Annotated in this window: 18 protein-coding genes; 16 read left to right on the top strand and 2 right to left on the bottom strand. The window is 45.8% G+C overall.

Annotated elements, in window-relative coordinates:
- Positions 1 to 3 precede the first annotated feature (3 nt).
- The 10 genes from murD (at position 4) to lpxC (ending at position 11,471) form a co-directional block, all read left to right on the top strand.
- Positions 4 to 1,626, top strand: coding sequence for a UDP-N-acetylmuramoyl-L-alanine--D-glutamate ligase (murD, locus tag ICN48_RS02930; RefSeq protein ID WP_370624126.1), 1,623 nt, complete (start codon positions 4 to 6; stop codon positions 1,624 to 1,626).
- Positions 1,623 to 2,894 (top strand): putative lipid II flippase FtsW, encoded by a 1,272-nt coding sequence (gene ftsW, locus ICN48_RS02925; protein ID WP_216152254.1) that lies wholly within the window; start codon positions 1,623 to 1,625, stop codon positions 2,892 to 2,894. Before murD ends, ftsW begins: the two co-directional genes overlap by 4 nt.
- Positions 2,891 to 3,964, top strand: coding sequence for an undecaprenyldiphospho-muramoylpentapeptide beta-N-acetylglucosaminyltransferase (gene murG / locus ICN48_RS02920; RefSeq protein ID WP_216152253.1), 1,074 nt, complete (start codon positions 2,891 to 2,893; stop codon positions 3,962 to 3,964). The genes ftsW and murG overlap by 4 nt, the downstream gene beginning before the upstream one ends.
- The gene (gene murC, locus ICN48_RS02915; RefSeq protein ID WP_216152252.1) at positions 3,961 to 5,397 is read left to right on the top strand and encodes a UDP-N-acetylmuramate--L-alanine ligase; all 1,437 of its coding nucleotides are present in this window, start codon (positions 3,961 to 3,963) and stop codon (positions 5,395 to 5,397) included. Before murG ends, murC begins: the two co-directional genes overlap by 4 nt.
- Positions 5,390 to 6,403, top strand: a complete 1,014-nt coding sequence (locus ICN48_RS02910; RefSeq protein ID WP_255539436.1) for a D-alanine--D-alanine ligase — start codon at positions 5,390 to 5,392, stop codon at positions 6,401 to 6,403. Before murC ends, ICN48_RS02910 begins: the two co-directional genes overlap by 8 nt.
- Positions 6,400 to 7,257 carry a cell division protein FtsQ/DivIB gene (locus tag ICN48_RS02905; protein WP_216152251.1) on the top strand — a complete coding sequence of 286 codons (858 nt, stop codon included), beginning with the start codon at positions 6,400 to 6,402 and terminating at the stop codon, positions 7,255 to 7,257. Before ICN48_RS02910 ends, ICN48_RS02905 begins: the two co-directional genes overlap by 4 nt.
- Before the next feature lie 9 nt (positions 7,258 to 7,266).
- Positions 7,267 to 8,496, top strand: coding sequence for a cell division protein FtsA (ftsA, locus tag ICN48_RS02900; RefSeq protein ID WP_215321364.1), 1,230 nt, complete (start codon positions 7,267 to 7,269; stop codon positions 8,494 to 8,496).
- A 59-nt stretch (positions 8,497 to 8,555) separates the two neighbouring features.
- On the top strand, positions 8,556 to 9,896 hold the full coding sequence (gene ftsZ, locus ICN48_RS02895) for a cell division protein FtsZ (protein WP_216152250.1): 1,341 nt from the start codon (positions 8,556 to 8,558) through the stop codon (positions 9,894 to 9,896).
- 112 nt (positions 9,897 to 10,008) lie between these two features.
- Complete coding sequence (locus ICN48_RS02890; RefSeq protein WP_216152249.1) at positions 10,009 to 10,509, top strand: peroxiredoxin; 501 nt, start codon at positions 10,009 to 10,011, stop codon at positions 10,507 to 10,509.
- Between the two features lie 47 nt (positions 10,510 to 10,556).
- Complete coding sequence (gene lpxC, locus ICN48_RS02885) at positions 10,557 to 11,471, top strand: UDP-3-O-acyl-N-acetylglucosamine deacetylase (protein ID WP_216152248.1); 915 nt, start codon at positions 10,557 to 10,559, stop codon at positions 11,469 to 11,471.
- A 31-nt stretch (positions 11,472 to 11,502) separates the two neighbouring features.
- Here the strand turns inward: lpxC and ICN48_RS02880 are convergent, their stop codons facing one another.
- The gene (locus tag ICN48_RS02880; protein WP_255539435.1) at positions 11,503 to 12,033 is read right to left on the bottom strand and encodes a hypothetical protein; all 531 of its coding nucleotides are present in this window, start codon (positions 12,031 to 12,033) and stop codon (positions 11,503 to 11,505) included.
- A 24-nt stretch (positions 12,034 to 12,057) separates the two neighbouring features.
- Between ICN48_RS02880 and secA the strand changes: the two genes are divergently transcribed.
- The 6 genes from secA to ICN48_RS02850 all read left to right on the top strand — a co-directional run bounded on the left by secA (position 12,058) and on the right by ICN48_RS02850 (position 20,208).
- On the top strand, positions 12,058 to 14,823 hold the full coding sequence (gene secA / locus ICN48_RS02875) for a preprotein translocase subunit SecA (RefSeq protein WP_216152247.1): 2,766 nt from the start codon (positions 12,058 to 12,060) through the stop codon (positions 14,821 to 14,823).
- 170 nt (positions 14,824 to 14,993) lie between these two features.
- Positions 14,994 to 15,452: a (2Fe-2S)-binding protein gene (locus ICN48_RS02870; protein ID WP_216152246.1), complete on the top strand. Its 459-nt coding sequence runs from the start codon at positions 14,994 to 14,996 to the stop codon at positions 15,450 to 15,452.
- Between the two features lie 13 nt (positions 15,453 to 15,465).
- Positions 15,466 to 17,589 (top strand): molybdopterin cofactor-binding domain-containing protein, encoded by a 2,124-nt coding sequence (locus ICN48_RS02865; protein WP_216152245.1) that lies wholly within the window; start codon positions 15,466 to 15,468, stop codon positions 17,587 to 17,589.
- A gap of 81 nt (positions 17,590 to 17,670) precedes the next feature.
- Positions 17,671 to 18,906 (top strand): bifunctional glutamate N-acetyltransferase/amino-acid acetyltransferase ArgJ, encoded by a 1,236-nt coding sequence (gene argJ, locus ICN48_RS02860; protein ID WP_216152244.1) that lies wholly within the window; start codon positions 17,671 to 17,673, stop codon positions 18,904 to 18,906.
- Positions 18,907 to 18,921: 15 nt separating this feature from the next.
- Positions 18,922 to 19,779 carry an ATP-binding protein gene (locus tag ICN48_RS02855; protein WP_216152243.1) on the top strand — a complete coding sequence of 286 codons (858 nt, stop codon included), beginning with the start codon at positions 18,922 to 18,924 and terminating at the stop codon, positions 19,777 to 19,779.
- A gap of 12 nt (positions 19,780 to 19,791) precedes the next feature.
- The gene (locus ICN48_RS02850) at positions 19,792 to 20,208 is read left to right on the top strand and encodes an NUDIX domain-containing protein (protein ID WP_216152242.1); all 417 of its coding nucleotides are present in this window, start codon (positions 19,792 to 19,794) and stop codon (positions 20,206 to 20,208) included.
- On the opposite strand, the gene zapD is transcribed toward ICN48_RS02850, so the two are convergent.
- A complete protein-coding gene (gene zapD / locus ICN48_RS02845; protein ID WP_216152241.1) occupies positions 20,205 to 20,957 on the bottom strand; it encodes a cell division protein ZapD in 753 nt (250 codons plus the stop codon). The genes ICN48_RS02850 and zapD overlap by 4 nt on opposite strands.
- Positions 20,958 to 20,965 lie beyond the last annotated feature (8 nt).

The raw sequence follows: 20,965 nt of genomic DNA, 5'->3' as shown, positions 1-20,965 counted from the left end.
AATATGTTGATCCTAGAAAACACCTTTGCAAATTCAGCTTTCATGGCTGATGAAGGCTATCAAGCACCCCACCGATTCCTTATTTTAGGATTGGGTGAGTCAGGCGTTGCCATGGCAAAGTGGTGCTTACGTAATGGCGCAGAAGTACGCTTGGCAGATACGCGCGAACAATCAACATTTACTGAGAAACAAAATGCTTGGCTCGATGAGCTTCGTATTGCAGGTTTAAAAGATATTTGTTTTGGTCCCTTAACTGAAGGCCTGCTGAAAAATATTGATGTGATTGGTATCAGCCCGGGCCTTTCTCCGGTGCAAGACCCAACTTATTCTTTCTTAGTAAAAGCTGAGGAGGCTGAAATCGATGTTTGGAGCGAAATTGAATTTTTTGCTCGAGCAATATCTGCTTTAAGTCGGATGGCGCAAGAACAAGGGTCAGGCTATACCACTGCAGTGTTGGCGGTTACTGGTACTAATGGAAAAACGACCACTACTGCATTAACTGGTCAGCTGTGCGAGCGTGCTGGCAAGAAAGTTGCTGTTGCAGGAAACATTAGTCCTGCAGCCTTAGAGAAGTTGATGAGTTGCTTAGATACAGCAGATCAAATGGTGGATATGCCTGATGTCTGGGTATTGGAGCTCTCGAGTTTCCAATTGGTCTACACGCATACACTGAATGCTACAGCGGCAACCGTGTTGAATATTACACAAGATCATTTAGATTGGCATGGTGATATGCAATCATATGCAGAGGCTAAGTCAAAAATATTTGGTACAGATACAGTTTGTATTCTGAATCGCGATGATCCCCTTGTAATGGGATTGCTTTCCGAGAAGCAAAAGACTGATAACCCTATTGTGACGTTTGGATCTAATCGCCCAAATGAGCAAGGTGCTTTTGGTGTTGAGCATGACTTACGTGCAGGCGGAATTGATTGGCTGGTATGGGCTGAAGTTGATGAGGACGTTGAGCCAAAGCCTAAGCGTCGTCGTAAATCCGCAGCTATAGAAGAAGATGAGCCTTTAAGACTTAAGCGTTTGATTCCTGCAGATGCACTAAGAATACGTGGACGTCACAATGCATTAAACGCCTTAGCAGCGCTTGCCTTAGCCCGTGCTGCAAATTTGCCGATGAATGTGCTATTGCATGGTTTGCGTGATTACCATGGTGAGCCGCACCGTGTGCAAAGTATTGCGATTGTTAAAGATGTTGAATATGTTGATGACAGTAAAGGTACGAATGTAGGCGCTACTGTTGCTGCATTGAATGGTCTTGGTAGCAATGAGTCTGGAAGACGTATTTGGTTAATTGCTGGCGGTGAAGGTAAGGGGCAAGATTTCAGTCCATTACGTGAGCCAGCATTACGTTTTGTAAAGGGTGCTTTCTTGATCGGCAAAGATGGGGCTGCAATTGCTGAGGCTTTAGGTTCTGATATTCAAATTACAAATTGCGGTGATCTGAAGTCCGCCGTTCAGGCTGCAGCAGCACAAGCTATCTCTGGAGATTTAGTACTGCTTTCTCCTGCTTGCGCAAGCTTAGATCAATTCCGCGATTACGTTGAGAGAGCTCAAGTATTTGCTGCAGAAGTAGAGGAATTGGGCATGCAATTTGAAGGAGTTCAGGTATGAACTTAAAAGAGAAATTATTCCCTGAAAATCGCCTTAGACTAAATCGCTTCTGGAATTTTTCCCGTGGCGGTATTGATAACTTCCGTACTGGTTTACGAGATGCGGTATCAGGCGTAGAGCAGACCCGTTCACGCATGATGGACTATGACCAGTTGCTCGTATGGGCAATTCTGTCGCTGATGTTAATTGGCCTAGTAATGGTGTACTCCGCTTCTATTACTTTAGCCGATGGACCGAAGTACGCAAATTACAGCAGTAATTTCTTCCTTATTCGTCACGTGATTTCTTTGGTGATCGCGATTGGCGTCGGGATCTGGGCTTTTAAGATTCCTACTAAGATATGGGATCGTTATTCGCCAGTGATTTTTGGATTCACTGTCTTGCTACTGATCGCCGTATTGATTCCTGGCATTGGTAAAGGTGTCAATGGTGCAAAGCGCTGGATTCCCCTGGGCTTAATGAACTTTCAGCCCTCCGAGTTAATGAAATTTGCTGCAGTAATTTTTGCAGCAAGCTATACCGTTCAACGTCAAGAATATCTCCATTCGTTTGTTAAAGGCATGCTACCGATGGGTATTGCGGTTGCCTTGGTGGGTGGATTGTTAATGGCAGAACCAGATATGGGCGCATTTGTGGTGGTCGCCTTAATTGCATTCGGCATCCTCTTTTTAGGTGGTATTAATGCCAAGTTATTTGGTGGATTAATTGCTGTTGGTTTGATGAGTGGCGCAACGATGATTGCGCTCTCTCCGTTTCGTCGTGGACGTATGTTGGCTTTTATGGACCCGTGGCAAGTCGACAATGCTGCCAATAAGGGTTATCAGTTGACACACTCACTTATGGCGTTTGGTCGTGGCGAATGGTTTGGTTTAGGTCTTGGCGGCAGTGTAGAAAAATTACATTACCTACCAGAAGCGCATACCGACTTCATCATGGCCGTGATTGGTGAAGAGTTAGGCTTTGTTGGTGTAGTGGTCATGATCTTCTTGTTTTATTGGATCGTCCGCCGCGCCTTCTTAATTGGCCGTACTGCTTTGCAATTGGATCGCAGCTTCGCTGGTTTGGCTGCTAAAGGTGTTGCTATCTGGATTGGTTGGCAGGCCTTCATTAATATGGGCGTGAACCTCGGGCTACTTCCAACCAAGGGTCTGACTTTGCCCTTAGTCAGTTATGGCGGCTCTGGAATTTTGATGAATGCAGTTGCTGTGGCAATGTTGCTACGCATTGATTTTGAAAATCGTATCCTGATGCGCGGAGGGAAGCTTTGACAAAACCCTCAATTCTGGTGATGGCTGGTGGTACTGGCGGGCATATTTTCCCAGGTCTTGCTGTGGCTGAATATTTGCGGATTTGCGGTTGGAATGTCTCTTGGTTAGGTAACCAAGCAGGCATGGAGTATCGCATTGTGAAGTCTTGTGATTTTCCGTTTGAGGCAGTTGAGTTTGGTGGTTTGCGTGGCAAGGGAATAAAAGCAAAGTTGATGCTACCTATTAATCTTATGCGGGCTTGCATTCAAAGTTGGAAGATCATACGCCGTATAAAACCAAATGTTGTACTTGGTATGGGTGGTTACATTACTTTTCCTGGTGGTTTGGTTGCTAAGTTTTTGAAGCGACCACTAGTCTTGCATGAGTCAAATTCTGTTGCTGGTAGTGCAAATTTGGCGTTGAATAAAATTGCGATGCGAACCTTGACTGGCTTCCCTGACACGATGGCGCATGCAGAGTGGGTGGGTAATCCTATTCGTGAAGAGTTTGATCATATGTTAGCGCCTGCAGCTCGTTACGAACAGCGTCAGGGACCGTTATCTGTATTGGTGGTGGGCGGTAGCTTAGGTGCCGCTGCCTTAAATGAAAATATTCCAGCTGCTCTGGCATTAATTCCAGAAGAGTCACGTCCTAAGGTGATACACCAGGCAGGCGATAAACATTTGGTGGATTTACAAAAAAGATATGCTGACTTAGGGATTGTTGCAGATATTCGCCCTTTTATAGACGACATGCCCGCTGCATATTCACAGGCTGATTTAGTGATTTGTCGCTCAGGCGCTATGACAGTTTCTGAAATAGCTGCTTGTGGGGTTGCGTCCTGTCTTATTCCTTTCCCATTTGCTATTGATGACCATCAAACTGCGAATGCGCAGTTTCTATCAAATGTGGATGCAGCGGTTTTATTACCGCAGCCATTGCTTAATCCACAAGATTTGGCAATGATGATTCAAAACTTCAATCGTACAGAATTAAAAGAGATGGCATTGCGTGCACATGCGCTAGCAAAGCCCCATGCAACTCAGCGAGTAGCTGAAGTATGTGCAGATTGTGCGGGGGTGGGTGTATGAAGCATATCGTTCAGCAAATTCACTTCATCGGTATCGGTGGTGCTGGCATGAGCGGCATTGCTGAAGTGCTTTTGAACCTGGGTTACCAGGTTTCAGGATCCGATCTTGCTGATGGTGCAGTGACTAAGCGTCTAAGAGAGCTGGGTGCAGTCATTCATATCGGCCATGATCCAAAAAATATTGGTACCGCTGAAGCTGTTGTGATATCTACTGCTGTTACAGGAAATAATCCAGAAGTTTTGGCTGCACGCGCAGCAAAGGTTCCAGTCATACAACGCGCGGTGATGTTGGGTGAGTTAATGCGCCTAAAGCAAGGTATTGCGATTGCAGGAACACACGGTAAGACAACTACCACTAGCTTGGTAGCATCAGTTTTAGCTGAGGGCGGGCTTGATCCAACATTTGTGATCGGTGGGAAGCTTAATTCAGCAGGCGCTAACGCTCGTTTGGGGCGTGGCGATTTCATTGTTGTAGAAGCAGACGAATCAGATGCTTCTTTTTTGCAGTTATTCCCTGCAATGGAAGTGGTAACCAATATTGATGCTGATCATATGGATACTTATCAGCATGATATGGCGCGTCTAAAGCAAGCATTTGTCCAGTTTATTCAGCGCATGCCGTTTTATGGTGTGGCAGTGCTTTGTATTGATGATGCCAATGTACGTGACATCATTCCTTTCGTATCTCAGCCGGTGCTACGTTATGGCACATCAGAAGATGCAGATATTCGTGCAAGTAATGTTCGTGCCGATGGGACTCGGATGCACTTTACAGTTGATCGTCGGACAGTACGTAGGCATGGCAATAAGCCGGGACCGCTAAATATCACCCTCAACTTGCCGGGCTTGCATAACGTTCGCAATGCCTTGGCTGCAATTGGAATTGCAACAGAGTTGGGTGTAGGTGATGAGGCAATTATTAAAGCGCTCTCTGAATTTAGTGGGGTTGGCCGTCGCTTCCAGCGCTATGGAGAAATTCCGCTGGCATCTGGTGGCAGCTTTACCTTAATTGATGATTATGGCCATCATCCAGTTGAGATGGCGGCAACGCTAGCAGCGGCCAGAGGTGCTTATCCAGATCGCCGTTTAGTCTTGGCATTCCAGCCGCACCGCTTCACTAGAACGCGTGATTGCTTTGGCGAATTTGTTCAGGTACTTAAAAGTTTTGATGCATTGATCTTGACTGATGTATATCCAGCAGGGGAAGCAAAAATTCCAGGAGCCGATAGCAAGAGCTTGATGAAAGCTGCTATCGCAGAGGATAAGAACTCCAAAGCTTTATTAAATACAGGTGCTGTTGCCTATGCTGCAAGCATTGCCGAAATGCCAGAAAAATTGAGTCAAGTTTTAAAAGATGGGGATGTACTAATCACGATGGGTGCAGGTTCAATTTCTGCTTTGCCACATACACTTGCGGAGGCAAAGAATGTCTAAGGTAGTTGCTAATTTTGACTCTTGGGGTGATCGCGCAAAGGCTAGCTTAGCTGGCTTGGACCCTAGGTCTTTCGGTCGCGTTGGCGTATTGCTGGGTGGTAAATCTGGTGAGAGAGAGATCTCTCTCTTGTCCGGCAATGGCGTATTAGAGGCCCTGCGTGCAAAAGGGGTTGATGCTCACCCTTTTGATACTGGTTTGCGTTGCCCCACTGAATTAGCGAAAGAAAATTTTGATCGCATATTTATTTCTCTTCACGGTCGCTTTGGCGAAGATGGAACTATTCAGGGCTTACTTGAATTACTAGGCTTGCCTTATACCGGTAGTGGAGTTTTGGCATCTGCTCTAGCTATAGACAAAATTGTTACTAAGCAAGTCTGGATTAGTAGCGGACTCTCGACTCCTGAATATGAAGAGCTGACAGTTGATAGCGACTGGAATGCGGTTGTGAAGCATTTGGGGCTACCTTTGATTGTGAAGCCTGCGCATGAGGGCTCTTCATTGGGCTTAACAAAAGTCAAGTCGGTAGACGAGTTGCCTGCTGCATACAAGCTTGCCGCTGGATTAGATAAAAAAGTGATTGCAGAGACTTGCATCATTGGTGACGAACTCACTTGTCCATTGGTTGGTCAGGGAAACGCAGCTGAAGCCTTACCTGTAATCAAAATCATTCCACCGCAAGCAAATTACGATTTTCATAACAAGTACTTTTCTGACGAGACTCAGTACTTATGTCCAACCGGACTTGCGCCTGAAGTAAATGCCGCTGTCCAAGAGCTGGCTTTGGCTGCATATAAAGCTTTGGGCTGCCGTACATGGGGACGTGCAGATGTGATGTTGGAACAAAAGACTGGCAAGCCTTACTTACTGGAGATGAATACTTCTCCCGGCATGACTTCTCACTCTTTGGTGCCAATGGCTGCTAAGGCTGCTGGTATTGAGTATGCCGACTTGGTGCTTTGGTTGTTAAGTCAAACATTGCAGGAAAAGGAGAGCGCCTCAATATGAGCAACTTCATGGACCGCTTCGGTGAAATTTTCTCGATGTTGATGGCTCCACTTTGGAATCATTCGCAGCGGATGGAAAAGTTGAGCCGTTTCATGATGCGTTGCTTTGTCGTAATGCTGGTGGTTGGTATTTTGGTTTGGTTAAGTCAACGACCTGTATTTGCATTGAAGCAAATTCAAATTGAACCGGTTGCCGGTCAAACGTTGAAACACATTAATAAACCTATTGTGAAACAGCAAGTGCTTGAAACTGTGCAGGGTAATTTTTTCAGCGTTCGTTTAGAAGATGTTAAGCGAGGTTTTGAAGGTATGCCTTGGGTAAGACATGCGAATGTTCGTCGTGTCTGGCCGAATGGCTTAGTAGTGAGTATTGAGGAGCAGAAGCCTTTTGGTACTTGGGGCGGTGCCGATAGCCATACCCTTATGAATACTCATGGTGAACTTTTCACTGGTCGCGTTTCTGAGGTTGGTGATGATGCCCGTCTAGTCGACTTCTCCGGCCCTGCGGATGCCGGCAAAGAAGTGATGAGCCTTTATGAAAAAGCCAACAACTGGTTTAAGCCGTGGGGTGCTGAAGTAACCAGTCTTGCACTAACTGAGCGTTATGCCTGGCATGTAAGGCTTTCCAATGGTATGAAGGTCGAATTTGGACGCGATGAAGAAAGCTCCGATAAAAATTTAACAGAAGAGCGTGTGGCGCGCTTATTTAAGTATTGGCCACAAGTTCAAGAGAAGTGGGCGAATCGAGTAGATGCAGTCGATTTGCGGTATGCAAATGGTTTTGCAGTTCATCTTGCTGCTGCAAGTTTGAAAAAGAATGAAGTAGATGGCAAAAAAAGTGAGCTGAAGCAATGAGGAATAGTAATGAGTAAAGACAATCGCGATATTTTGGTTGGTTTGGATATTGGAACTTCCAAGGTCGTTGCCTTGGTTGCTGAATTAGCTCCCGATGGTCAATTCAATGTGGTTGGTGTTGGCCAAACTGCATCCAAAGGATTAAAGAAGGGTGTTGTAGTCAATATTGAGGCAACTGTTCAGTCGATTCAGAAGGCGCTTGAAGAGGCTGAGGTAATGGCTGATCGCCAGATTGTGCAAGTATTTACAGGTATTGCGGGTAACCATATTGTGAGTTTTAACTCGAGTGGCATGGTTGCCATTCGCGACAAAGAAGTTGGCTCTGGAGACGTTGAGCGCGTTCTCGAAACAGCAAAAGCAATCAATATCCCAACTGATCAACAGATTCTGCACATCCTGGTTCAAGAATTCATTATTGATGGCCAGGAAGATGTACGCGAACCAATTGGTATGAGTGGCCTTCGCTTAGAAGTAAAGGTGCACATTGTTACTGGAGCCGTTAGCGCCGCACAAAATATTGTCAAGTGTGTACGTCGTTGTGGTCTCGAAGTAAATGATTTGATATTGCAACCTTTGGCTTCAAGCTTGGCGGTGTTAACTGAAGATGAAAAAGAGCTTGGTGTTGTATTGGTCGATATTGGTGGCGGTACAACCGATATTGCAATTTATTGCCAGGGCTCAATTCGTCACACAGCGGTTATTCCAATTGCGGGCGATCAAATCACCAATGACATTGCGATGGCATTACGTACTCCAACGATTGATGCTGAGGATTTGAAGATTGCACATGGCATTGCCCGTCAAGAGATGGCTGATCCAACTGCGATGATTGATGTTCCTGGCGTTGGGGATCGTGAGCCACGCCCTATGTCTAAACAGGCTCTGGCGGCAGTCATCGAGCCACGAGTTGAAGAGTTATTTACCTTAGTAAGAGGCGTAGTTCGTGACTCTGGCTATGAAGACATGGTTTCTTCTGGAATTGTTTTAACTGGAGGCACTGCACTGATGCCTGGCATGGTCGAGTTAGCCGAGCAAGTTTTCTTGAGGCCTGCTCGTATCGGTACCCCTGAGTACCGTGGTCATCTTCATGAAGTTTTACGTAGCCCCAGATATGCCACCAGCATTGGTTTGCTAATGGAAGGCCAGGCGCAGTTATTGCGCGGCCGTCGTGTTTCTCAATCAGGCGCGCTGCAAGGTGTTATCTCGCGTATGAAGGAATGGTTTGCAGGTAATTTTTAAGCAATTTTTAAGTTTTTTTCGTCGTCGTCAACGTAGTACGTATTTACCTAGGAGGGTATATGGAATTTGAAATGTTAGATCAAGAAACAGCCGGTAAAACCATTATTAAAGTGGTTGGAGTCGGTGGAGCTGGTGGTAATGCTGTCCAGCACATGATCCGTCGCGGTGTTAATGGCGTAGAGTTCATTTGCATGAACACCGATGCTGGCGCTTTACAGCGTTCTGAGGCATCTGTGAATTTGCAACTGGGTTCTAGCGGATTAGGTGCAGGAGCAAAACCAGAAATTGGTGCAGCTTCAGCCGAAGAGGCTCGTGCCCGTATTGCCGATACCTTGCAAGGCGCTCACATGGTGTTCATTACTGCTGGTATGGGTGGCGGTACTGGAACTGGCGCAGCTCCAATCGTGGCTCAAGTAGCTAAAGAAATGGGTATCTTGACTGTTGGGGTGATTAGCAAGCCATTTGATTTTGAGGGTGTAAAGCGCCTGAAAGTTGCAGAGAATGGCGCTGCTGAACTCGAATCTTATGTAGATTCATTAATTGTTGTGCTCAACGAAAAGCTCTTTGAAGTCATGGGTGAAGACGCTGAGTTTGATAAAGCATTTGCTTGTGCTGATGATGTATTGCATAACGCTGTTTCAGGTATTGCAGAAATCATCAATGTTCAAGGCTTAATTAACGTTGACTTTGAAGACGTTAAAACAGTCATGGGTGAGCAAGGTAAAGCCATGATGGGAACTGCAACTGTTTCTGGGATGGATCGCGCTCGTTTGGCTGCTGAAGCTGCGGTTGCTTCACCATTGCTTGAAGGTGTTGATTTATCAGGTGCGCGCGGTGTATTAGTGAACATTACTGCTAGCCGCTCATTGAAGCTATCTGAGACTCGTGAAGTCATGGCTGCAATTCGTGGGTATGCTGCGGATGATGCAACTGTGATTTTCGGTACTGTATATGACGAGAGTTTGGGCGATGCGTTACGTGTGACTGTTGTTGCTACTGGCTTAAATAATCCTCAAGCTCGTAAAAATAATCAACCTGAAGTTGTTTGGAGACAAGCAACAGGTACTCACGATGCAATGCCAACGATGGCAGATCTCAATAGCTTTGCCCCTGCTAGCGCATCTGCAGCAATTAGCAGAGTAAGTTTGGATTCTGCTTTAAGTACTAGCGCAGGTTTAGCAATGACAGGTGCTGGAAGTGCTCCAGCAGTGGCAGCGCAACCTGCAAGTACTGGTGTTGATTACAGTCAATATGATTTACCACGTGTTTTTCGTAGCTCTCGTGAAGCGCCTCCTGCGCCTAAATTAGGTGCAGATAGTTCTCCTCAAGCGAAATCCATGTTGGATAAAGGGGCTGATTATTATGAAATTCCAGCCTTTTTACGTAAGCAAGCAGATTAATTAGCCGCTTAATACAATAGGTGATTGCAAAATGCCAGCGCGGCGCCCCTCCGGACGACGAATCCTGCGCTTGCGTTGGCATGCTTACTAACAATTATTTATTGGAGATGTCATGATTGAAGTTGGACAAAAATTACCTAACGCTACGCTTTATGAGTTTATGAATGAAGAGAGCGAAGGCTGTTCCTTAGGGCCAAATGCCTTCGAAGTCGAAAAGATTGCAGCTGGAAAAAAGATTGTGTTGTTTGCATTGCCTGGCGCATTTACACCGACTTGTTCTGCAAAACACGTACCTGGTTATGTTGAGCACTATGATGCGATTAAAGCTAAGGGTGTCGATGAGATTTGGTGTGTTTCAGTAAATGATCCATTTGTTATGGGTGCATGGGGACGCGATCAAAAGGTGGGTAAAAAGATTCGCATGTTAGGTGACGGCAGTGCTGAGTTCACTAAAAAGCTTGGTTTGGAGTTGGATTTAATTTCACGCGGACTGGGTGTGCGTTCTGATCGCTATGCCATGATTATTGAAGATGGCGTTGTGAAGTCATTAGATCGCGAAGCTCCTGGTAAGTTTGAAGTTAGTGATGCCGCTTCTATTTTGAAAAAGCTGTAATTCAAATTTTTATATAACGAATACTCCCTGAATTTAAATAGCCAAATATGATGAAGCAACGCACTATCGCTACTCCGGTCAAAACCGTAGGGATTGGCTTGCATTCTGGTCGTAAGGTGACGATTTCTATTAAGCCTGCACCAGCAAATTCAGGGGTTCAGTTTGTTAGGGTAGATACACCTGAACAGTCGGTTGTGCCTGCAACCGCTTTAGCTGTATGTGATACAAGACTTGCCTCGGTTATTCAAAAAGATGGTGTTCGCGTTTCAACTGTGGAGCATCTACTTTCAGCCTGTGCTGGTCTTGGTCTAGATAATTTATTCATTGAGCTTGATGGCGAAGAAGTACCCATCATGGATGGAAGTGCGGCCTCTTTTTTATTCTTAATTGAATCTGCTGGTATTGCAGAACAAGATGCACCACGTCAATTTGTAGTCATTAAAAAACCAGTAGAGGTTCGTGAAGGTGACAAACTTGCACGCTTAGAGCCATTCTTTGGATTTAAATTAGATTTCACGATTGACTTCAAACATCCGGCAGTTGATAAAACTGGCCAACGGTTTGTAGTGGATTTCGCAGAGCAAGCTTACCGTAGTGAAATTGGTCGTGCGCGTACTTTTGGTTTTGCGCATGAAGTAGAAGCTTTGCGCGAAATGGGCTTAGCGCGTGGCGGCAGTTTAGATAATGCGATTGTTTTGGATGAGCATCGAATTTTGAATAACGAAGAGCTTCGTTATGAAGATGAGTTTGTGCGCCACAAAATTTTGGATGCAATCGGTGATCTCTACCTCATTGGACATCCTATTGTTGGCGCTTATGTTGCTGAGAAATCAGGACATGCTCTTAACAACGCACTTTTACGTAAGCTTTTGGAAGATCCAAGTTCTTATGAAATCAGCTCATTTGCTGAAAATAAGGCACCCGGAGCCTATTCTCAGGAAAGCCAACCCCTCTTTTTCTAAGGGGTACCAAGCTGGCTGAAGTGATTTTTAGCTACTTTGGTTTGTTTTTAAGCAGCTTTTCAATAGATGAGCGCAACCCTGAATCTGGCCCTAACTTCTCTAATAAAGACTCCCAAGACTTTTTAGCAACCTCATTAAGTCCCTTTGGTCTTTCACGTTGAGCGTCTAAACGGGGTTTTACTTCCCAGGCGGGCGGAGCGGGCTTCACCCGCACTTTTATAGCCTTACAGAGTAGTCCGGATTTAGATAACTCATTGATTAAACTAGGTAATATCTGCTGTAAGCGGGTTGCGATGCTGGCACTATTGACCAGCAAAAAGAGCTCATCTTCCGAGCCAGAGCGCCATCCAGCTTCAATTTTTGAGCTCAGATGTCCTAATTCGAGCTTTGTTAAGCTTGAGTTAATGACCGTTTTAAGTTTGGCTAGATCTTCGGTTTTAGCCAAAATTCCCCCAAGCCCATCAGACTCCCTGAGGTAATCCATCCAGTCATGGGCTTTGTGCTTCCTGGATGGTTTGGGGGCAAAGTTCATAAAAAATAGGGTTACGGGTGATAAACTCAAGGACTTAATTTTCTTCAATATCCCATGGTAATCGGTCTTCTTAAAACCCTGGTCGGCAGTCGTAACGACCGCCTCTTAAAACATTATCGCAAAGTCGTTGCCAAGGTCGGCGCTTTTGAAGCCAGCCTGCAATCTTTGGATGATGACGCTCTTTCTGCAAAAACTGCAGAATTCAAGTCGCGCCTTACTTCTGGAGAGTCCTTGGACGACATCGCGGCAGAAGCTTTTGCGGTAGTCCGCGAGGCAAGCACACGCGTTATGAAGATGCGCCACTTTGATGCGCAGATTCTGGGCGGATTAGCCCTACATCAAGGCAAGATTGCAGAGATGGGTACGGGTGAAGGAAAAACATTAACAGCAACCCTTCCAGTCTATTTAAATGCTTTGACTGGTAAAGGTGTGCACGTTGTAACCGTCAATGATTATTTGGCACAACGCGATGCTGAATGGATGTCTAAGTTGTATAACTTCTTGGGTATGAAGGTGGGTGTGAATTTATCCCAAATGGATCACACTACCAAGCAAGAGGCTTATGCCGCTGACATTACTTACGGCACCAATAACGAATTTGGCTTTGACTACTTGCGCGACAACATGGTTCAGGATTTGAACCAACGCGTACAACGTGGTTTGGCTTATGCAATCGTTGACGAAGTTGACTCTATTTTGATTGACGAGGCTCGTACGCCGTTAATCATCTCTGGCCAAGCAGAAGATCACACTGATCTGTATGTCAAGATTAATGCCCTGCCATCTCATTTAGAGCGTCAAATTGGCGAAGAGAAGGCTGATGGCACTGGTGTTGAGAAGCCGGGCGACTACTGGGTAGATGAGAAATCCCAGCAGGTTTATTTGACCGAACAAGGGCATGACAAGGCTGAAGCTGTATTGGTTCAGTTGGGAGCGCTCAATGATGGCGACTCTCTCTATGCGCCACAAAATATTACCTTGATGCACCACGTATATGCAGCATTGCGTGCACACTGCCTGTATCACCGCGATCAACATTATGTTGTTCAAAATGGCGAAGTCATCATTGTGGATGAATTTACTGGCCGCTTAATGCAGGGTCGCCGTTGGTCTGATGGCTTGCATCAGGCTGTAGAAGCAAAAGAAGGCGTGCAGATTCAGAACGAGAACCAGACTTTAGCTACGATCACCTTCCAAAATTACTTCCGTATGTATGGCAAGTTGGCAGGTATGACTGGTACTGCTGATACAGAGGCATATGAATTTAAAGAAATCTACAGCTTAGAAACTGTTGTGATTCCGCCCAATCGCATTAGCCAAAGAAAAGATAAGCAAGATCAGATTTATAAGTCTTCTCGCGAACGCTATGACGCAGTAATTAAAGATATCGAGGATTGTTTTGAGCGTGGTCAGCCAGTATTGGTGGGCACCACTTCTATTGAAAACTCGGAGTTAATTGCTGGCTTACTAGATAAGCGCAAGTTACCGCACCAAGTCCTAAATGCAAAGCAGCATGCTCGCGAGGCAGAAATCATTGCACAAGCTGGTCGTCCTAAGATGATTACGATTGCTACCAATATGGCGGGTCGTGGTACCGACATTGTTTTGGGTGGCAACGTTGGTAAGCAGTCATCTTTAATTGAGGCTGATGGTTCGTTTTCTGATGCTGAAAAAGCTGCCAAGATTAAGCAACTGCAGGATGAGTGGCAAAGCATTCATGACCAAGTGTTAGTTGCTGGTGGCTTGCATATCATCGGTACAGAGCGTCACGAGAGCCGTCGTATTGATAACCAGTTAAGAGGCCGTTCTGGCCGCCAGGGTGATCCAGGCTCTTCTCGCTTCTATCTTTCGTTAGACGATTCACTCCTACGTATTTTTGCTGGTGATCGTTTGCGCTCTGTGATGGATCGACTCAAGATGCCGGATGGTGAGCCGATTGAAGCGGGCATGGTTACCCGTTCGATTGAGTCTGCCCAACGCAAAGTTGAGGGTCGTAACTTTGATATTCGTAAGCAATTGCTTGAATACGACAACGTTGCCAATGATCAGCGCAAAGAGACTTATCGTCTTAGAAATGAAGTACTTGAAAGTGCCGATATTGGTGAATTGATTGCCAACTTACGCGAAGATGTTCTGCGTTCCGTTTGCTCTGTGTATATTCCCCTGGAATCTATGGAAGAGCAGTGGGATTTAGTTGGACTTGAAAATGCCCTAGCTAGCGAGTGGGGCCTTACGATTGACCTGAGAGGTTGGATTGAAAGCGCTGAGGCCATAGACGATGCAGAAATTGTTGATCGGGTACTGGAAGCTGCTAAGGAAGCATATGATGCAAAAGTCGATCTCTCCGGACGCGAATCTTTTGCCAGCTTTGAGCGCTCAGTACTCTTGTATAGCTTAGATAGTCATTGGCGTGAACATTTGGCTGCCTTAGATCATCTGCGTCAGGGTATCCATTTGCGTGGTTATGCGCAGAAGGATCCTAAGCAAGAATATCGCCGTGAAGCATTTGAGTTATATGGTGAATTACTCAGCGTTATTAAGAATGATGTTGTGAAAAGCATCATGACTGTTCAGATTCGCAGTGCTAATGAATTAGATCAAGCCTCGGAGTCGATGAATGATGACTTGGCTAAGCTTTCTGATGTCCAGTATCAGCACGCTGATCCTGAAAAAGAAGTAGCTGGATCAACTGGTGACCGCGGCGCTGCAATTGATATTCAGCCTGCACCTCTTCGAACTGGACCAAAGGTCGGTCGCAATGACCCTTGCACTTGCGGTAGCGGGAAGAAATATAAGAATTGCTGCGGCGCGTTGGCTTAAAGCAATACCTATTTGACAGTGCTAAATGGCTCAGATCAATCTGAGCCATTTTTCTTGGTGGAATCCCTAATCATTAGAATCCCCTCAGATTCTGTATATCTGTCATGATTTGTAGGTATAAAAACAATTAACTTGTTTTCAACATTTCAAATCTAACTAAGGGGGGCGTTATGGCCGTGTCTTTTACTCTCAATGGCAAAGCTGTTAATTTTGATGGGGATCCTGAAACACCAATTCTCTGGGTCTTACGAGACCATTTAGATGTAACTAGTCCAAAGTATGGCTGCGGCGCAGGACTATGCGGAGCATGTACCGTTCACTTAGAGGGTGCCGCTATTCGTTCTTGCTCCACCCCTGTGTCTGCTGCAGGCGGCAAGTCGGTGACTACTCTTGAAGGGTTGGCCGCAAAAGTTGGAAAAGCGCTTCAAGATGCTTGGATCGAGTTTGATGTCCCTCAATGTGGGTATTGCCAGACTGGGCAAATGATGTCTGCGGCTGACTTATTGGCAAAGAAAAAACAGCCCAGTAGCGATGATATTAAAAATGCCATGAGTGGAAATATTTGCCGTTGCGGAACTTATCCTCGCATCGAAAAAGCAGTCAAACGCGCTGCAGATAAATTGGCATAAGGAATCAAGAAAAATGAAAAATAATTCTTTAAAAAATCTTGGGCGTCGTCAGTTCATTCAGCAAAGCTCTGCTTTGACTGGCGCATTAGTGATTGGGATGCATCTTCCTTTAACAAGCCAAGCCGCTACAGGTGATGCCGGCAAACCCGCTTTAGCAAATGCTTGGGTACAAATTACCCCAAATAATCAAATTACTTTAATCTGTGCCCGCTCTGAAATGGGCCAAGACGTATATACCTCCTTGCCAGCATTGCTAGCTGAGGAATTAAATTTGCCTCTATCGATGATTCGGGTTGAGATTGCTGGAGTGGCCCCTGTGTACATCAATGCGATGTTGGGCGGCCAAATTACTGGGGGCTCAACTTCAGTACGCGAAGCTTTTGATAAGTTAAGAACTGCAGGCGCTGCAACTCGAACTGTTCTCGTGCAGGCTGCCGCTCAACGTTGGAATGTTTCGGCTACCGACTGCAAGGCAATGAATGGCAAAGTAACGCACTCGAATGGGAAGTCAGCTACCTATGGTGAATTAGCCGCAGATGCAGCTAAGTTACCGCTTCCAGAGAAGCCGACCTTGAAATCACCTGCAAATTTCATGGTGATTGGCAAGGAAACGATGCGTCGTCTCGATACGCCTAGCAAAGTTGCTGGAAAAGCTGTTTATGGAATTGACGTCAAGATTCCAGGGATGGCGATTGCATCTTTAGCTCAGTGCCCGGTAATCGGGGGTACTCCAACAGCGTTTGATGCTTCAGCCGCACTTAAGGTAGCAGGGGTAATCAAGGTTGTACAAATTTCTGATGGTGTCGCCGTCTTAGCAAAAGATTTTTATGCGGCCCGCAAGGGTAGGGATGCCCTCAAAATCTCCTGGAATGAAGGCGCTAATGCGACCCTGAGCAATGCAGTTGTTCGAAAGTCATTGGAAGAAGGCTTATCTAAAAAAGGCGCGGTGATAAAAACTGTAGGCAATCCAAATGCAAGCGTAGCTAGCGGCAAGCCGTTGAGTGCCCAATACTTTTTGCCATATTTAGCGCATTCCACTATGGAGCCTGTGAACTGCTCTGCAGACGTGTCTAATGGCAAGTGCAGAATTATTGGACCCATTCAGTTTCAGCAAGGTGGTCAAGCAGTGGCCGCAGCTGCAGCCGGTGTTAAGCCAGAAGATGTCACGATTGAAACAACATTCCTCGGTGGTGGATTTGGCCGTAAGTTAGAGCTGGACTTTATTCGTCAGGCTGCAGAAATTTCTAAAGCCGCTGGAATGCCTGTCAAGATGCTTTGGACCAAGGAGGATGACATTACTCATGACTTCTATCGTCCAATGAGTATTCATCAAGTGGATGGTGTTTTAGATGCTAATGGGCAGTTAGCTTCTTTAAAGGCCAAAATGGTTTCTCAATCAGTGACTGCACGAGCCTTTCCTGGTTTTGTGAAAGATGGTTTTGATCCATTTATGGTTGAAGGCTCCAACAATATTACTTACGAAATACCCAACCTAGAAATCACCAACGTGATTACGGATACTGGACTTCGGGTAGGTTATTGGCGCTCCGTCAGCAATGCACTCAATGCATTTGCAATTGAGAGTTTTGTAGATGAGGCTGCTAAAGCTGCCGGCAAAGATCCTGTGGCTTATAGGATGGCATATTTAGGCAAGCACCCGCGCGCAAAAGCTGTTCTGGAGTTGGCAGTGAAAAAGTCTGGATATGTTCCGGGCAGTAAGCGTTTTGGTGTTGCGCAGATGGAGTGTTATGACACCTATTCTGCTTGCATACTTGAGTTAGATCCTGCGGCTAAAGATACCAAGGTTAAGAAAATTACTTTCGTTTCTGACTGTGGAATTACCGTGCATCCTGACCAAGCAAGGGCGCAGCTGACTGGTGGTGTGATTTATGGCCTGAGCGCAGCTCTGAGTAATGAGATTACGATTGAAAACGGTCGAGTGCAGCAGAATAACTTCAATAACTACCCTAGCTTGCGACAAAATCAAGTGCCCGTAGTTGAAGTGCATTTGGTACCAAGTCAGGAGAAGCCAGGTGGTTTGGGTGAGGTTGGAGTACCTTTAGTGGCGCCAGCTTTAGTAAATGCAATTGCCGCATCAACTGGCAAGCGCATTCGGGAGCTGCCAATCAAGACATAGCATTCTGAATGGGGATTAAGCAAGTAAAGCGCGCTCAGAAGGCGCGCTTTATTTTTGAGCCTCATCTACAATTATCGGACTATGACTGTTAACTTACCCCTCCCCCAAAAAGCCGAACTCAAGCCCGTTAAAGGCTTCGAAATGGGCATCGCCGAAGCCGGCATTAAGAAGGCAAACCGCAAGGATTTGTTGGTGATGACTTTAGCTCCCGGATCGCAGGTAGCTGGCGTTTTTACGTTGAATCGTTTTTGCGCTGCCCCTGTGCAAGTCTGTCGCGAGCATCTCGCTCAAGAAGGTCGCAATGGTGAAATCCGGGCCCTGGTTGTAAACACTGGAAATGCCAATGCGGGTACGGGTGAGTCTGGCATGAAGCATGCCTTGGAGACCTGTACGGCTTTAGCAAAAGACCTCAAGATCAATCCTGAGCAGATCCTACCTTTTTCAACTGGTGTGATTCTTGAGCCGCTTCCGATTGAGAAAATTATCAGCGCTATGCCAAAGGCAGTAGCAAATTTAGGTGAAGATAATTGGCTTGATGCGGCTGAAGCGATCATGACTACTGATACTCAGCCTAAAGCTACATCAGTAACAGTACAAATGCCCGAAGGGCCGGTGACGATTACTGGGATCTGTAAGGGTGCGGGCATGATTCACCCCAATATGGCAACGATGCTCGGCTTTATTGCGACAGATGCTGGGTTTGCGCCTGGTCTCTTAGGTAGCCTTACTCGTGAGATTGCCGACCTTTCATTTAATGCCATCACGATTGATGGCGATACCTCTACTAACGACTCTTTCATTATTATGGCGACGGGTCAGTCGGCCGTGCAAATTCAATCCGCAGGCGATTCTGGCTACGCCGTATTGCGAGATGCATTAATTGCTCTAGCCAGAAAGCTAGCGCAAATGATTGTGCGTGATGGTGAGGGCGCGACAAAATTTATGACGATTGATGTTGTCGGCGGCAAGACTCTTGAGGAGTGCCGCTTGGTTGCAAAAGCAGTTGCACATTCACCTTTGGTAAAAACAGCTTTCTTTGCGAGTGACCCTAACTTAGGCCGCATCCTGGCAGCAATTGGTTATGCAGGTATTACGGATTTGGATGTCAATCGTGTGCAAATGTGGCTGGGTGATGTTTGGGTGGCAAAGGATGGTGGGCGCAATCCTGATTACCAAGAGGCTGATGGTCAAAGAGTAATGCAGGCCCCAGAAATCACGATCAAGATTGACTTAGGTCGTGGCAACGCAACCCAGACCATGTGGACTTGTGATTTATCGCACGACTATGTATCCATTAATGCAGATTACCGCTCATAAAAGACCTCTCAAAATATGAATGAAAAATTAGACCGTCTTTTAGACCATCTTGATACCTTTTTGCCCAAGCCTCTCACTGACGAGCAGTGGAAATCCTCTACTGCATTTAGATGGCGCCGTCGCGATAGTATTTTTGGCAGCATTGGATTTTTGCAGCCTGTAAAACATGTATCCGATATTACCTTTGAAGACCTTCAGAATATTGACCGTCAACGCGATGCCATTCGCGACAACACAAAAAACTTTATTCAAAAAAAGCCAGCCAATAATATTTTGCTCACAGGAGCTAGGGGGACTGGAAAGTCCTCACTAATTAAAGCAAGTTTGCATGAGTTCGCAAGCCAAGGCTTGCGTCTGGTTGAGGTTGAAAAAGAGAATTTGGCGGATTTGGCAGACATTACTGAACTTTTGGCTGAACGCCCAGAGCGATTCATTATTTTTTGCGATGATTTGTCATTTGAGGATGGTGAGTCTGGCTATAAGGCCATGAAATCAGCCTTAGATGGCTCTGTTTCTGCCCAAGTCGACAATATTTTGATCTATGCCACCTCCAATCGCCGTCATTTATTGCCTGAGTATATGAAAGATAACGAAGGCTATGTTCATGGCGATGATGGAGAGATTCATCCTGGGGAGGTCGTAGAAGAAAAGATTTCTTTATCGGAGCGCTTTGGTCTTTGGCTATCTTTTTATCCGCCAAAACAAGATGAGTATTTGGCAATTGTGGCGCATTGGCTTCAGCATTTCGGTTTGAGTGCTGCACAAATTGAAGCGGCACGTTCCGAAGCCTTGGTCTGGGCATTGGAGCGCGGTTCACGCTCAGGTAGGGTTGCTTGGCAATTTGCCAAACATTGGGCTGGCTCAAAGTCTTAAGTGATTTAATTCATGAGCGAAATTAAACGTCCTGTTACTGAGGTTGCCGCTGGAATATTGCTTGATGCGGAAGGCCGTTACCTTTTAGGGCAGAGGCCTGAAGGCAAGCCTTACTCAGGTTATTGGGAAGTTCCAGGTGGAAAAATCGAAAAAGGAGAAACCGTTTTCGAGGCGCTTAAGCGAGAACTGCAGGAAGAGCTTGGTATTGATATTCAATCGAGCGAGGAGCTTACTGTCTTAGAGCATGACTACCCACACGCTTATGTTCGCTTGCATGTGAGCATTATTCGCGATTGGAAGGGGGTTCCCAAGGGTTGTGAGAATCAAGCCTTATCGTGGGAATTGCTCTCCGCAGAAAAGCCTAGCGTGGAGCCTTTATTGCCGGCCGCTTGGCCAATGCTGGAAAGGCTTAGAAGCCTTTTACTTTAAAGCTGGCAGAGGGTTAGTTTAAAGGGCACATCGGCATTTACCAGCTGTGCTCTTTTATCCCGCTCAGACTTCAAGAAGCGCACAGAAAGTAAGTATTTATTTGCGCTGATCTCTGAAAATAAAGTGTCATCCTCGACAGCGATACGCATTAATTGGTATACCTTGCCAGATGGTGCTTGCTGAAAGGAGCCATTATGTGCAACTACATCCTTAGCTTCACCAGATTGACGAAGCAACCTTAAAAATAATTGACATGCTTCCTGCCATGGCAAGAGTGGAGAGATATATTTTTCCAGTAACTCACGACGTTCAGAAGTGGGACTATTTTTCCAGGCATGATAGCTTGGTAAATCAATTGGGCTGGTGCCACCAGGAATATTTAATCGAGTACGAATAGCATTTAACCATTCACTTTCAGTAATGGCCGAATTAGGTCTTCCTGCGGATTGATTGATTCCACTAGCAACAGCATCAATCTCAGAAAGAGTTTGTGTAAGCGCCTCTTGATCAACCTTTTGCGATGACTTCAATCCATTGAGCGCATACTTTTGACGCTCAAATTCTTTTAGTAGCAATGACTTGATATCTCCACGAGCGCCAATGTCGCCAAGATCAAATAGGGTGGAGATAGCATTGTGGTGCAACTCAGGATCATCTGAGCGGACAAAGTGGTTGTAACGGGCGAACAAATACTCCAGTCGAAGCATGCTTCGAACTAATTCATTGAAGGGATATTCGTAGACAATCACAAGCCCAT

It is taken from the genome of Polynucleobacter sp. JS-Safj-400b-B2 (assembly GCF_018881975.1).
Classification (GTDB): Bacteria; Pseudomonadota; Gammaproteobacteria; order Burkholderiales; family Burkholderiaceae; genus Polynucleobacter.
Note: the sequence above shows the minus strand (reverse complement) of the source record. Positions and strands in the feature narration are given on the sequence as shown.

What these genes read in the sequence shown, in the direction of transcription:
- argJ (WP_216152244.1), top strand. Translation starts at nt 17,671, where the DNA reads ATGACTGTTAACTTACCCCTCCCCCAAAAAGCCGAACTCAAGCCCGTT.
- murC (WP_216152252.1), top strand. Translation starts at nt 3,961, where the DNA reads ATGAAGCATATCGTTCAGCAAATTCACTTCATCGGTATCGGTGGTGCT.
- ICN48_RS02890 (WP_216152249.1), top strand. Translation starts at nt 10,009, where the DNA reads ATGATTGAAGTTGGACAAAAATTACCTAACGCTACGCTTTATGAGTTT.
- ICN48_RS02910 (WP_255539436.1), top strand. Translation starts at nt 5,390, where the DNA reads ATGTCTAAGGTAGTTGCTAATTTTGACTCTTGGGGTGATCGCGCAAAG.
- ICN48_RS02865 (WP_216152245.1), top strand. Translation starts at nt 15,466, where the DNA reads ATGAAAAATAATTCTTTAAAAAATCTTGGGCGTCGTCAGTTCATTCAG.
- murD (WP_370624126.1), top strand. Translation starts at nt 4, where the DNA reads ATGTTGATCCTAGAAAACACCTTTGCAAATTCAGCTTTCATGGCTGAT.
- ICN48_RS02855 (WP_216152243.1), top strand. Translation starts at nt 18,922, where the DNA reads ATGAATGAAAAATTAGACCGTCTTTTAGACCATCTTGATACCTTTTTG.
- ftsW (WP_216152254.1), top strand. Translation starts at nt 1,623, where the DNA reads ATGAACTTAAAAGAGAAATTATTCCCTGAAAATCGCCTTAGACTAAAT.
- ICN48_RS02850 (WP_216152242.1), top strand. Translation starts at nt 19,792, where the DNA reads ATGAGCGAAATTAAACGTCCTGTTACTGAGGTTGCCGCTGGAATATTG.
- secA (WP_216152247.1), top strand. Translation starts at nt 12,058, where the DNA reads ATGGTAATCGGTCTTCTTAAAACCCTGGTCGGCAGTCGTAACGACCGC.
- ftsA (WP_215321364.1), top strand. Translation starts at nt 7,267, where the DNA reads ATGAGTAAAGACAATCGCGATATTTTGGTTGGTTTGGATATTGGAACT.
- lpxC (WP_216152248.1), top strand. Translation starts at nt 10,557, where the DNA reads ATGATGAAGCAACGCACTATCGCTACTCCGGTCAAAACCGTAGGGATT.
- ICN48_RS02870 (WP_216152246.1), top strand. Translation starts at nt 14,994, where the DNA reads ATGGCCGTGTCTTTTACTCTCAATGGCAAAGCTGTTAATTTTGATGGG.
- ftsZ (WP_216152250.1), top strand. Translation starts at nt 8,556, where the DNA reads ATGGAATTTGAAATGTTAGATCAAGAAACAGCCGGTAAAACCATTATT.
- ICN48_RS02905 (WP_216152251.1), top strand. Translation starts at nt 6,400, where the DNA reads ATGAGCAACTTCATGGACCGCTTCGGTGAAATTTTCTCGATGTTGATG.